Source organism: Stenotrophomonas sp. STEN029 (assembly GCF_056760015.1).
Genome location: NZ_JBRREC010000022.1, coordinates 36,319 through 49,762, shown reverse-complemented (window position 1 = coordinate 49,762; position 13,444 = coordinate 36,319). Strand labels below are relative to the sequence as shown.

Below are 13,444 nucleotides of genomic sequence, written 5' to 3'. Positions count from 1 at the left end.
CGGGCTGTTGGGGCGTGCTCGGAAAGACTTCCTGCTCCCCACTTCCCGGGTGCGCTGCGCTTACCCGGGCTACACGAGCCAATCGCACGTCGCCCAATTGCAACGCTGCGTGGTTTCAAACCGGCTTCAAGCCGATACGCCGGCCAGCACCGCGTACATCACCACGAAGGTGACCAGGAAGAAATAGATGAAACCGATGAAGCTGTAGCGCAGCAGGGTCAGGATCGGATTGCCGCCGTATACGCGCTGCTGCATCCAGAACAGGTAGACCGGCACCGCCAGCCACAACAGCACATACAGCCAGGCGCAGATCGAGCTGACCACCGCATTGCCGATCGCGCCGCTGATACCGGCGATGAGGAAGGTGGTCAGCAGCACCAGCATCAGCCAGCAGTGGCTGTACAGCGCCACCACCAGATGCTCCAGATAGCCCATCGGCCGGCGCAGGATGTAAGCGACGCGCAACACCAGCGCGAAGATCGGCATCAGGAAGAACAGCGCGCCGGGCAGTGATGTCAGGATGGCCTGGACATACAGATCGGTCTTGTTGCCCATGCGCTCGACGTTGGCCTGGCCATTGGCCAAGCGACGGTTCAACCAGTTGCTGACGAATTTCGGCCAGCCCTCCAGCACGATGGGATTGGTCTCGGCATCCCAGGGTTTGCCGTTGACCGGGACATTGATGAAGACGGCCTTCTTCTCGGCGCTGACGCGGTCCGCTGTGTCGTTGGCACGCGCCAGCGCCGAGTCGGTAGCGCTGCGTGCGGATGGCTGCGTGTTTGCTTCGAGTTCCGCAGTGCGCTGCGCAGCTGAGGTGTTGATCGCTGCCATGGCAATGGCAAGCGCTGGCGCCGCCGCAGGGTTCGTCTTCTGCTGTTGCTCGATCTGCGCCACCTGGGTGGCGCGCACGGCTTCCACCTCGGCCACGGTCTGCGCCTTGGCGAAGGCCGGATCGGCATTGCTGCCGGTGCCGAAGTCGTCGCTGTGCAGGGTCAGTTTGCCGACGAAGAAGGTGAACAGGGTGAGGATCACGAACAGCCGTAGCGGCTGCACATAGCCGACGCGCTGGCCCTTGAGGAAGTTGACGGCGATCCGGCCCGGCACCAGCAGGTCGCGCAGGGTGCGGAATATGCGCCCGTCCAGATGCCAAAACGATTCGAACACCTCCTCGACCGCATGCCCGAAGTTCTTCAACGGGTTATGCGCCGACTGCCCGCAGCCATGGCAGTAGTGACCCTGCAACGGCGTGCGGCAGTTCTCGCAGGCGCCGTGTTCGGAAGTGGAATGCACTACATCGATCTGGCTCATGGCTGGCGCGGCGGGCAACGGTTGGAAGCCGCATACGATAACGGGGTTTGGCGGCTCCGTTCAGTATCAGTTCAAGAAAAAAACAAAACGAAGCAAAGCCCCTCTCCCGCCTGCGGGGGAGGGGTTGGGGTGGGGGGAAGCTTCTGGCACGTAGACCAAAACGCCAAATCACCCACTCAACCGCCCCGCACCTTCCGATGCCACAACGCATTGACGATCACCCAGCGCCCATCAAACCGGCCCATCTGCAGGTGATCGATGAACCATGGGCTCTCCAGCCGCACCGTGGCAATGTCCTCGTCTACCTGTAGCACCGTCACCGTGCGCTGCCATTGTTCGCGCGGCGTCTTCAGCGCGCCCTCGCGGGTGAAGCGGATCAGCTCATCCGAGCTCATCCGGCCCAGCCCCAGGGTTTCATTCGGATTGGCAACGAGATTGCGCTTGGCCAGGTCCGGATGCAGCGCCCGCGTCACCCGCGCGACATCGCCTTCCAGCTGGCCGTCCATGTAGTCGTAGGCAGTGGCCTCGATGGCCTGCAGGGTGGTGGTATCCGGGGGTGCGGCCACGGCGCTGCCGGCGACGCAGAGCATTCCCACAACAAACACGCGTAGTGCAGCTGACAGCATGGCCGGCTCCTGATGGGTGTTGGCTGGGGAATCGTGGCAGTTACTGGTGGGGATGCAATGGGTGGGAAGTCATATGGATGTTGGCGGAGATCAAGAGCTACCCCTCCCCAACCCTCCCCTTCGCCTCCGGCGAAAGGGAGGGGGCGGAAGGCTGCGCTGCTCTGCTCCTCCCCTTTGGCGAAGCCAAGGGGGAGGTTGGGAGGGGGTGCTTGCATGCCCTTGATTTTGATTTCATCCATCCAGTTGCAAGAAAGCAGAACGCCACGCAATGCGTGGCGTTCTGCTTTCAATCGTTGCGGCAAGCCATCAAGGCATTACGGGCGGCGTATAGGCCAGCGTCGCACCCAGCGCCCACAACAGCAGAAGTACCAGCGGTGTGTGCACCAGCAACTGCACGAAGGTGAAGCCGATCAGGTCGCGCGCCTTCAGGCCGAGTACGCCGAGCAGCGGCAGCATGTAGAACGGGTTGATCAGGTTGGGCAGGGCTTCGGCGGCGTTGTAGATCTGCACCGACCAGCCGAGGTGGTAATGCAGTTCATTGGCCACCTGCATCACGTACGGGGCTTCGATGATCCACTTGCCGCCGCCGGACGGGATGAAGAAGCCCAGCACAGCCGAGTAGCTGCCCATCAGCAGCGCGTAGGTGTCGTGGCTGGCGATCTGGGTGAAGAAGGTGGAGATGATGTGGGCAACGCTATGGCCCTCGCTGCCATTGACCGTGGTCATGATGGCGGCGATGGAGCCGTACAGCGGGAACTGGATGAGCACGCCGGTGGTTGAGGGCACGGCGCGCGATACCGCATCGAGGAAGCTGCGCGGGCGCCAGTGCAGCAACGCGCCAGCCATCAGGAACAGCAGGTTGTAGGTGTTCAGGCCGGAGATTGCCTGGATCGCCGGTTTGGTGCTGAACTCGTGGATCAACCAACCCGCGGCCAGCGCGACCAGCAGCAGGATCAGCAGCGGGCTGTGCTCCAGCCATTCGCCGGGGCGTGTCGGCTTGGCCTTGGCCGGGGCGACATCGGCGGTGACATCGACGCCGCAGTCGGCGGCATCGCGCGCCGAGTTGGCGGCCGGTGCGGTGACGTAGGCAATGATCAGCGACACCACCACCAGCGCGGCCAGCAGCACGCCGGACTGCCACAGGAAGATGGTTTCGGTGAACGGGATGACGCCGGTGATCGACAGGATCGACGGCGGCAGGCTGGCCGGGTTGGCCTGCAGCTGTGCAGCCGAGGACGACAGGCCCAGGGCCCATACCGCACCGAGGCCGAGATACGCCGCCGCACCGGCGGCGCGGTAATCCATCTTCAACTCGCTGCGGCGGGCCAATGCACGCACCAGCAGGCCAGCGAATACCAGGCTCAGGCCCCAGTTCAACAACGATGCGGTCATCGACACGATGGCGACCAGGGCGACCGCGCTGCGGCCGTTCTTCGGCACGCGGGCCAGCCGATCGATCAAATGCGAGGCCGGACCCGACGAAGCCACCACATAGCCGCCGATCACCACGAAGGCCATCTGCATGGTGAAGGGGATCAGGCTCCAGAAGCCATCGCCGAAGGCCTTGGCGGTGTCGGTAGGCGCGGCGCCTATGGACAAGGCCGCCAATGAGACGGCGGCCAGGGCGAGGGCGGCGAACACCCAGGAGTCGGGGAACCAGCGTTCGGCGAAATTCGCACAGCGGATCGCAAAGCGCGCCGAGGCGGTGTCTTGGGTGGTGGGCTGCATGGGGCGGATACCGTGGGGAAGCAACCCGGGGACGGTAACGCGGCAGCGATGATGCGCGGAACTGGACCTTCGGATAGTGCCCGCGTATTCATGCGAAGACGCCGCCTGCTGCGAAGCGGCGTCTTCGTGCTTACCCAGCGGCTTACTTGCCGGTAGTCAGTGTGGTGTAGCTGGTGATCAGGTTGCGGTAGTCGGGGATGTGATTGGAGAACAATGCACCCAGGCCTTCCACGTCGTTGCGCCAGTCGCGGTGCAGTTCGCAGGCCACGCCGAACCAGGTCATCATCTGTGCGCCGGCCTGCTCCATGCGGCTCCAGGCAGCTTGTTGGGTCATGCTGTTGAAGGTGCCCGAGGCATCGGCGACGACGAACACCTCGAAGTCCTCGGCCAGCGCCGACAACGCCGGGAACGCCACGCAGACCTCGGTGACCACGCCTGCAATCAGCAGCTGCTTCTTGCCGGTGGCCTTGACCGCCTTGACGAAGTCTTCGTTATCCCAGGCATTGATCTGGCCGGGGCGGGCGATATACGGCGCATCCGGGAACAAGGCCTTCAGCTCCGGCACCAGCGGGCCATTCGGGCCGTTCTCGAAGCTGGTGGTGAGGATGGTCGGCAGCTTGAAGTACTTGGCGATGTCGGCCAGTGCCAGCACATTGTTCTTGAACTTGTCCGGATCGATATCGCGCACCAGCGACAGCAGGCCGGCCTGGTGATCGACCAGCAATACGGCAACGTCATCTTTGTTGAGGCGGGTGTAGGGCTTGCTCATGTGAGGCTCCGATGTTTCCTTCTCCCTCCGGGAGAAGAGCTTGTCCCCGCGAAGGCGGGGATGCCCCGAAGGGGCGGATGAGGGTGTGGGTGCGCACTGCTGTGATGCTGAAAGAATTGGATGGTTTGTTTATCGCTGGCTTCGTCTGCCTTGACCCCAACCACCGCTCCGCTGCCTCTCTCACCCCGAAGGGAGAGGGGCTTGCTTAGAGACTTGCTTCAGCTGCGCTGCGAATCCAGCTGCTCGTGGTTGGTCACCACTTCCTGCGCCTTGCTGTAGCTCTCGATCAGCAACTGGTAGTTGGGGAAGATATTGGTATAGGCCTGCGCCCATTCGGCGGCGTCTTCGCGGTTCCAGGTCTTCTGCAGTTCCGAGGCGACAGCAGCCACATCGATGACCACGACGCCGGCCTGCATCATCCGCGCCAAGGTGATCTCCTGCGCCTGCTTGGAATAGGTGCCGGAGGCATCAATCACCGCGAACACCTGGTAGCCATCGGCGACCGCTGCAATCGACGGGAATGCCATGCACACGCTGGTGATGGTGCCGGCGATGATCAGCTGCTGCTTGCCGGTGTCCTTCACGGCCTGCACGAAATCGGGGTTGTCCCAGGCATTGATTTCACCCTTGCGAGCTACGTACTTGGCGTGTGGCGCGTTCTGGTGGATTTCCGGAATCAGCGGGCCGTTCGGGCCCTGCGGCACCGAGGCGGTGGTGATTACCGGGATCTTCGCCAGCGAGGCCAATTTGGCCAGCGTCGAGGCCAAGCGCCGCAGCGTGGTGAACGGCATATCGTGTACGGTCTGGAACAGGCCGCTCTGGTGGTCGATCAACAGCATCGCGACGTTGTTCGGGTCGATGACGGGTTTTGCGCCGTTGAAGTTGGCTACTTGAGGGAAGGTATACATGGCGAGACTCTCTTGGATCTGGATGACATCGCAGCGTGCGCAGAGCAGCGGTGCGGGGAAGAGATGACCGGGATGGGCCCTGTCATCGGGGACTACGCTGTTGTTTGCTTGGTACTGACTTCGTTCGCCCTCACCCCAACCCCTCTCCCATGGGGAGAGGGGCTTGAGCATCACGCTGCGATCTGGCCGAAGCGGCCGGAGTTGAAGTCATCCATCGCCTGACGGATTTCTTCCTGGGTGTTCATCACGAACGGGCCGTAGCCGGCGATGGGCTCATCGATCGGTTCACCGGCCAGCACCAGCACGGTGGCGTCGGCGTTGGCTTCCAACTGCACTTCGCCGGCCTGGCGGTCGAACAGCACCAGCTGGCCTTCGCGGGCAACCTGGCTGCCGTTGAGCAGCACGGTGCCGTGCAGGATCACCATCGCCACGGTGTGGCCCTGCGCGAACTGCAGGGTGGTGTGCTGGTCACGCGACAGGCGCATGTCCCACACGTCCATCGGCGTATGCGTGCGGGCCGGGCCGCGCTGGCCGCCGAACTCACCGGCGATCACCCGCACCGTGCCGGCACCATCGGCCAGTGGTACCACCGGGATATCGGCGTTGCTGATGTTCTGGTAGCCCGGTGCGGCCATCTTGTCCTTGGCAGGCAGGTTGACCCACAGCTGCACCATCTCCAGCTTGCCACCGCGCTGGGTGAAGGCTTCGGAGTGGAATTCCTCGTGCAGGATGCCCGAGGCAGCGGTCATCCACTGCACGTCACCCGGGCCGATCTCGCCACCGGCGCCGGTGGAGTCGCGGTGCGCCACTTCACCGTCATAGACGATGGTGACGGTCTCGAAACCACGGTGCGGATGCTGGCCGACGCCGCGCGGGGTCGGCGCGGGCTCGAACTCGGCCGGGCCTGCATGGTCCAGCAGCAGGAAGGGGCTGAGCTGGCGGCCGTGGGTGTTGTACGAGAACAACGAACGGACCGGGAAGCCATCACCGACCCAATGCGGGCGGGGCGCGCTGTATAGGCCACTGATCTTCTTCATCTGTCTGCTCCTTGGGCGGCGCGGGGTGCGCCGGCGTTGGAGCAAAGATTAGATTTGGGACGATCACGCCGGTAGACGGCAAATAATGGTCTGATAGTCCTATTTGGTGAACGCTGGAGCCGCAATGCTCGACCTGAACGACCTGTACTACTTTGCCAAGGTGGTCGAGCACGGCGGCTTTGCCCCGGCCGGGCGCGCGCTGGGCGAGCCCAAGTCCAAGCTGAGCCGGCGTATCGCCCTGCTGGAGGAACGGCTGGGGGTGCGCCTGATCCAGCGTTCCACCCGCCGCTTCTCGGTCACCGAGGTCGGCCAGACCTTCCATGCGCATTGCCGGGCGATGCTGGTGGAGGCCGAAGCCGCGGCCGAATCCATCGAGTTGACCCGTTCGCAGCCGCGTGGTGTGGTGCGGGTCAGCTGCCCGACCATGCTGCTGGATTTCCGGGTGGCGGCGATGGTGGCCGAGTTCATGGCGCATTGCCCGGATGTGGAAGTGCATCTGGACGCGACCAACCGCCGCGTCGACGTCATCGCCGAAGGCGTGGATGTGGCCATCCGCGTGCGCCCGCCGCCGCTGGAAGACAGCGAGCTGGTGTTGAAGGTGTTGGCCGAGCGCACCCAATGCCTGGTGGCGGCACCCTCATTGCTTGACACACATGGCCATTCGCACGGCCCCGCGGATCTGCACCTGCTGCCCAGCGTCGCGCTTGGTGTGCCGCAGGGCGAACACGTCTGGCGTCTGATCGGCCCTGATGGCGCGATGGCCGAAGTGCCGCATCATCCGCGTTTGATCACCCGCGGCATGATGGCGTTGCGTGCCGCGGCACTGGCGGGCGTCGGCGTTGCACAGTTGCCAACGATGATCGTGCGCGATGCGCTGGATGCAGGGCAATTGGTCAACGTGGCCCCGGACTGGGCGCCGCCGAAGGAAATCATCCACGCGGTGTTTCCCTCTCGTCGCGGTTTGTTGCCGTCGGTGCGTTTGTTCATTGATCACCTGGCGGCGTCCTTCGCTGCGCTGGATGAATCCTGATCGAGGCACCGACCGCCAAGCGGTGGTCACGGAAATTGAACGGCGCATTGGCAAGAATGAGCGCTTCGCACAAACGGAGTTGCTGCATGCGTGTTGCTGTCCTGTCACTGGCTTGTCTCAGCGTTCTTGTCGCCGCCTGCGGGCGCGATGCGCCTGCCGATCAACCTGTTGCTGCAACGCCGGAAGCTGCACCTGCAGCGACCGCTGCGCCAACGGCCTCCAACGCGGAAGTGCTGACCGCAGGCAGCATCGAGTTTCCGGTGATACCGACCATCATGGTGCCCAGCATCATCGGCAGCGGCCCGGCACAGAAGCGTCTGGAGCTGTCGATGCAATCATTGATCGATCCGGTCGCCGGCATCAGCGTGCGCCCGGCCAACTGCGCCACCGATGGTGGACTGGTCAATGAAAGCGGCTTCACCAATGTCGACGCACAAGGCAACCTGGAGCGCGTCGGCGGGCACGGCGTGTTCAACATCGGTGCCGATGGCAGCGGCCAGGCGGTAACCGGCGACGGTGTGGTGGAAGTGAAGCCCGATGGCAGCGGCAGTGTGGTCAACGAGGCCGGTACCTTCGAGGTGAATGCCGATGGCTCAGGCACCTATGTGGGCGCGCACGGCAATATCGAGCTGGATGGCAAGGGTGCCGGCAGCTGGGTAGGTGGCTTCGGCAGCATCGAGAACCACGGTGATGGCTCAGGCAGCTGGGTGGGCAGCGATGGCAACATCGAGATCAACGCCGACGGTTCTGGCAAGTGGATCGGCGGCCCTGAGGGTATCGTCGAAAATCGCGGCGACGGTACCGGCACCATCGGTGCGGTGCCGCGCGAAGTGAAGATGGCGCCACTGCCGCCGTTGCCGCCCGCCGGGAAGTTCCCGCTGCTGGACAAGTTCAAGCCGTCCGGTGCGCCGTGCGGCTACGTGATCACCCTCAACGACAAGGTGTTGTTCGATTTCGACAAGGACATCATCCGTCCTGATGCCGGCAAAGTGTTGGATGTACTGGCGACGGCGCTGGGTAAAGTGCCGTCCAGCGCGATGGAAATCCGTGGTCACACCGATGCCAAGGGCAGTGACGACTACAACCAGGACCTGTCCGAGCGCCGCGCCCAGGCCGTGCTTGCGGCATTGCGCCAGCGTGGCAGTGCCACCGACGCGGCGGCACACGGCTACGGTGAATCGCAGCCGGTTGCGCCGAATGAGGTCAATGGCAAGGACAACCCCAGTGGCAGGCAGCTGAATCGGCGTGTGGAGATTTTTGTAAGAACCTGACAGCTGTTTGTAGGAGCGGCGTAAGCCGCGAAGCCACTGCTCCCACCGGAGCAGCAGACAGCCAGATCCAACCCAGCCAACAGCAATCGCCACGAATGCCATCCCCGCAGGCATTCGTGGCTTCGCGGCTGACGCCGCTCCTACAAAATCGGGCAATCTGGTGATCATTGGTTGGTGCATAAGGCCCTTGCCGAGCATGGCTCGGCACTACCGGTGATGTGTTGATGACCATCGGCCCGTGTCACGCAGTGCAGGCTTGCCGCATCATGGCCTTCTCAGACAAGCGAGAGGTTGGTGATGCATGTGTTCCGTCCTGCAGTACTGGGGTTGGCCCTGATGGCCGCCATGGGTTTGGCCAACGCGGCGCCGGCGGTGGCTGACGTGGACGCACGCGGGGTGAAGATCAGCGAGGCCGCGTATCCGGGCACCATCCGCCTCGAAGTGGACGCCACCGACCTGGGCCAGCGCATGTTCAAGGTGCGGCAGACCGTACCGGTGCAGCCGGGCCTGCAGCGCTTCCATTACCCGGCCTGGTTGCCGGGCAGCCATTCGCCCAGCGGCCAGATCGAAAAGCTGGCCGGGCTGGTGATCAACGCCAACGGCCAGCGTCTGGAATGGGTGCGCGACCCGCTCGATGTCTACACCTTCAACGTGCAGGTGCCCGAAGGCGTCAATGAGCTGCGCATGGATTTCCAGTTCCTCAGCCCCACCGATTCGGCGCAGGGTCGCACGGTGATGACGCCGAACATGCTCAACCTGCAGTGGAACGCGATGCTGCTGTACCCGGCCGGTCACGCCGCACATGCCATCACTTACCAGGCCAGTGCGCGTTACCCGCAGGGCTGGGATGCAGCCAGCGCCCTGACCGTGGCCAGCCGCAACGGCGACACCGTCAACTATGCACCGACCAATCTGGAAATCCTGGTGGATTCGCCGGTGTTCGCCGGCCGCTACCATCGCATGTTCGATCTGGCCCCGGCCGGTACGCGCCCGGTGCGCTTGAACGTGTTTGCCGACCGGGCAAAGGATCTGGAAGCCAAGCCCGAGCATATCGAGCAGCACCGCGCGCTGGTAACCCAGGCACGCAAGCTGTTCGGTGCCGAGCACTACGATCACTACGATTTCCTGTTCGCGGTGACCAACCAGCTCGGCGGTATCGGCCTGGAACACCAGCGTTCCAGCGAGAACAGCGAAGACCGCGATTACTTCAGCGGTTGGGATGCCAAGGTCGGCAGCAGCGATCTGCTTGGCCATGAGTACACCCATTCCTGGGATGGCAAGTACCGGCGCCCGGCCGACCTGGCCACGCTGAACTACAACGTGCCGATGCAGGGCAGCCTGCTGTGGGTCTACGAAGGGCAGACCCAGTACTGGGGCAATGTGTTGACCGCGCGCGCTGGTATCCGACCGCTGGATGCTTCGCGTGATGCGCTGGCGATGGTTGCTGCAACCTATGCGGATAACCGCCCCGGGCTGGAGTGGCGTTCGCTGGGCGACACCACCAACGACCCGGTGATCGCCCGTCGCAAACCCAAGCCGTACCGCGGCTACCAGATGAGCGAGGACTACTACCAGGGCGGGCAGATGCTGTGGCTGGAAGCCGATGTGCGCCTGCGCACGCTCAGCGGCGGCAAGCGCAGTCTGGACGATTTCGCCAAGGCCTTCTTTGGCCAGAACGATGGCCAGTGGGAGCGCCCGGATACCTATACCTACGACGACGTCGCCGCGACCCTGGAGCAGGTGCAGCCGACCGGTGACTGGTCGCAGTTCCTGCGTGATCGTCTCGAACGCAGGACCGGCCTGGTCGGCGGCATCGAAGCGGCTGGCTGGAAGCTGGTCTACAAGGACAAGCCCAGCGCGTACTTCAAGGCGACGATGAAGGGCCGTGGTGCCAACTTCATCTACTCGCTGGGTGTTTCCTTGAGCCCGGCCGGTTACGTCAACGAAGTACGCTGGGACAGTGCGGCGTTCAACGCCGGCGTCGGCACTGGCATGCAGGTGCTGGCAGTGAACGACCTGCAGTACAGCGCCGACGAGCTGGAGGAAGCCGTGCGTGCGGCCAAGGACAGCAAGCAACCGGTGCGCCTGCTGGTGAAGGAAGTGGATGTTTACCGCACGCTGAGCATCGACTACCACGGTGGCCTGCGTTACCCGACGCTGGAGCGGATCGAGGGCAGCACCGATTACCTCACGCCCATCTTCACCGCCCGCAAATAAACGGGGGACTGTAGTGCCCAGCCATGCTCTGCAGGGGCTTTACCAGCAAGATCAACAGCCTCCCCCTGATCCCAACCCTTCTCCCGCAAGCGGGAGAAGGGCTAAAGCCAAAGCCAAAGCCAAAGCCAAAGCAGAAGCCAAAGCCAAAGCAGAAGCCAAAGCCAAAGCAGAAGCCAAAGGCCGCCGGCACCTGTAGTGCCGAGCCATGCTCGGCAGGGGCTTTACAAGGAAAGCCACAGCACAGCATGGCTGCGCTCTACAGACAGGGCCGTCGGCTCCAGGCAGATCAATTCGCTATCTGCACATCATCGATATACACATTGAGGTCATACGCGGTGTTGGCGTGATACAGCCAGATCGCATCCAGCGTGACATTGCTGCCGGTGATCGCGCCATTGCCATTCACCCACGCATTCCACTGTGCTGCGTCGTTCAATGACCACGATACATAGGTCCAGGTATTGGCAGCGATGGCCTTGCTGCTTGAGCGCTCGGTGCCATCACTGTCGTCGATGCCGATGCCAACCGTGGTTCCGGTACCGCCACTCCATACCCAGAACCCGACGACACCATTGGCGCGGGTCAGCGCGGTATTGCTTGCAGGCGCACCACTTCCCGACAGCAGACGCACCGCCCAGTCGGCAGCGCTCGCGGTGTTGTCCTTCAGCAGCACCCGCAACGAACAGCTCCCGTTCTTCTGTGTGGTGCAATCCCGTGTGGCGGTGGATGCCGTGCTGATACCGGTGGTGCTACCCGAATAGCTGGGGCTGGTATCGAAATGGCCGACGCTGCTCTCGAAGCGATCCAGGTAGGTGACCGTGCCGGTGCCACCACCGCTGCCCGGATTCAGCAGCGTGTAGTACTTGGACCAGTTCCAGTTGATGCCCGGGTCGGTATGCGTCTGCCCGCTGTAATGCTGGTGGCCCTTGATCTTGACGCTGGCAGCCAACACGTTGATGCCGCTGCTGGATGCCCCGCTATACGCACTGGCGCAACTGATCGCGCTATACGTGGCGCAGAAGTTGCGAACCAGTGCTGCCGAAGCGTCATACATGGCATTGGTGTACCAGGAGCTGTTGTCGACGTAGCCCTCGTGCTCGATGCCCAAGGTGTAGCTGTTCTGGCTGCCGACGTGCCAGGCGGTATCGGCATTGCGCACCATCTGCGTCACCTGTCCGTCGGAGGAGCGGATGACATAGTGCGCGCTGACCTGCGCGGAAGCATTCTTGAACCAGGAGATGGTGCCGGCGTAGCTGCCCTGCGTGGTGTGGATGGTCACTGCACTGATCGCTGCCGAACGCGATGCCGCGTAGTTGGAGGTCGAGGCGGCGCTCCAGATCGCGGGGCCATAGTCCGTGCTCTGGATGCTGGCATCCAGCGCGGGGCTGGCGGCGGTGTCTCCGGCCGCAGTGCTGCCTGCCTGCAGGGTTTCGCTGATCGGGTCGATACGGAACGCGTCGGTCTCGACGCGATCCCTGCTCACATCCAGGCGCACCATCGGCGCGCGCAATGTCACCAGCTGCGGCGCGTCGAAGGCCAGCTCCCAGGCGATGGCACGCTCGGGTACGACGATGCCGCGATCATTGACGCCGCGGTCCTGCGCCAGCAGCACATCGTAGGCAAAGCTGGTGCGCGCATAGTCGTCGACGGCGCTGCGTGCAGCCAGGCCGCTGCCGCGAGGCGCATAGCCCGCGTAGCGCATCAACGCGGGACGGATTGCTTCAGGTGTCGGCGCGCCGCCAGTGCCGGCGTCGGGATGGTCCAGGCGGATCTGCGCATCCAGCAACGCAGCGGCCGCCAGGATATTGGTTGCCGCGTCGTTGCGCACGGCAGTTGTGGACACGCCAAGCAGCTTGGCGGCTTCGCCAACCTGGTCCTCGAAGCCACCACCGGCATACAAACCCATCACGCCCCAGGCGGGCGGCATGCGCAGATGCGCCTGGTCCTGGTCGGGTGCATCGGGTTGCAGTGGCGACCAGCGGCTCTGCACGAACGCCAGCGACTCAAGCGTGCCACGCGGGATGCCGGGGTAACGGCGATACGCTTGCTGGAAGTAGCGCGCGTACATCGCCCGCAAGGGCAGCATGCGTGCCTCTTCCATTTTCAATTGCATGTCCAGCACCTGTTGGTTGTTGGCAACAGGTGCCTTGATCGTGGTTTGGGCAAGTGCGGGAACAATTGCGGCACTGGTGATGACGGCAGACAGCAGCACGGCGGTATGACGGTGCATCATCGGTAGGACCCCCAAAGCTTGGTACCCCCTGCGTGTGTGGTTCTACCGCAGCGGTTCCGCGCTCGGGTGAAGGGGAACGTCAATCAGTGATGGGGATCAAGGTGTTGCTGGATGGGTTGCGCTTGGGTGTGATCGCAATCCGATGCGAAAGGCACCCCTCCCCAACCCGTCCGGCCTGAAGGCGTAGCCTTCGGTCGTTCATCAGGCCGCGCGCCAGTGGCGCGCAAGCAGGCCTTCTTCACCCCCTTGCCTACGGCAAAGGGAGGGGCTGATCATGGGCACCGACACGTTATGTGCTGACTTGCCTTCCCACGCAT

10 protein-coding genes are annotated in these 13,444 nt (G+C 63.5%); 3 read left to right on the top strand and 7 right to left on the bottom strand.

The window, feature by feature from the left end; genetic code table 11:
* Nucleotides 1-126: 126 nt before the first annotated feature.
* The 6 genes from ACVOLI_RS07275 to ACVOLI_RS07250 form a co-directional block, all read right to left on the bottom strand.
* Nucleotides 127-1,308, bottom strand: a complete 1,182-nt coding sequence (locus ACVOLI_RS07275; protein WP_481534128.1) for a DUF3667 domain-containing protein — start codon at nt 1,306-1,308, stop codon at nt 127-129.
* Between the two features lie 176 nt (nt 1,309-1,484).
* The gene (locus ACVOLI_RS07270) at nt 1,485-1,934 is read right to left on the bottom strand and encodes a nuclear transport factor 2 family protein (RefSeq protein ID WP_481534127.1); all 450 of its coding nucleotides are present in this window, start codon (nt 1,932-1,934) and stop codon (nt 1,485-1,487) included.
* 306 nt (nt 1,935-2,240) lie between these two features.
* Nucleotides 2,241-3,662: a short-chain fatty acid transporter gene (locus ACVOLI_RS07265; protein WP_481534126.1), complete on the bottom strand. Its 1,422-nt coding sequence runs from the start codon at nt 3,660-3,662 to the stop codon at nt 2,241-2,243.
* 142 nt (nt 3,663-3,804) lie between these two features.
* Nucleotides 3,805-4,431 (bottom strand): isochorismate family cysteine hydrolase YcaC, encoded by a 627-nt coding sequence (gene ycaC / locus ACVOLI_RS07260; RefSeq protein ID WP_481534125.1) that lies wholly within the window; start codon nt 4,429-4,431, stop codon nt 3,805-3,807.
* 218 nt (nt 4,432-4,649) lie between these two features.
* Nucleotides 4,650-5,339 (bottom strand): isochorismatase family protein, encoded by a 690-nt coding sequence (locus ACVOLI_RS07255; protein WP_481534124.1) that lies wholly within the window; start codon nt 5,337-5,339, stop codon nt 4,650-4,652.
* Nucleotides 5,340-5,509: 170 nt separating this feature from the next.
* Nucleotides 5,510-6,376: a pirin family protein gene (locus tag ACVOLI_RS07250; RefSeq protein ID WP_481534123.1), complete on the bottom strand. Its 867-nt coding sequence runs from the start codon at nt 6,374-6,376 to the stop codon at nt 5,510-5,512.
* A 124-nt stretch (nt 6,377-6,500) separates the two neighbouring features.
* Here ACVOLI_RS07250 and ACVOLI_RS07245 point away from each other — a divergent pair, with 124 nt between their 5' ends.
* From ACVOLI_RS07245 to ACVOLI_RS07235, 3 genes are all read left to right on the top strand, one after another.
* On the top strand, nt 6,501-7,406 hold the full coding sequence (locus ACVOLI_RS07245) for a LysR family transcriptional regulator (protein WP_481534122.1): 906 nt from the start codon (nt 6,501-6,503) through the stop codon (nt 7,404-7,406).
* Between the two features lie 86 nt (nt 7,407-7,492).
* Nucleotides 7,493-8,677 (top strand): OmpA family protein, encoded by a 1,185-nt coding sequence (locus tag ACVOLI_RS07240; protein ID WP_481534121.1) that lies wholly within the window; start codon nt 7,493-7,495, stop codon nt 8,675-8,677.
* Nucleotides 8,678-8,974: 297 nt separating this feature from the next.
* Complete coding sequence (locus ACVOLI_RS07235; protein ID WP_481534120.1) at nt 8,975-10,894, top strand: M61 family metallopeptidase; 1,920 nt, start codon at nt 8,975-8,977, stop codon at nt 10,892-10,894.
* A 286-nt stretch (nt 10,895-11,180) separates the two neighbouring features.
* Here the strand turns inward: ACVOLI_RS07235 and ACVOLI_RS07230 are convergent, their stop codons facing one another.
* Nucleotides 11,181-13,127, bottom strand: coding sequence for an N-acetylmuramoyl-L-alanine amidase (locus tag ACVOLI_RS07230; RefSeq protein ID WP_481534119.1), 1,947 nt, complete (start codon nt 13,125-13,127; stop codon nt 11,181-11,183).
* Nucleotides 13,128-13,444 lie beyond the last annotated feature (317 nt).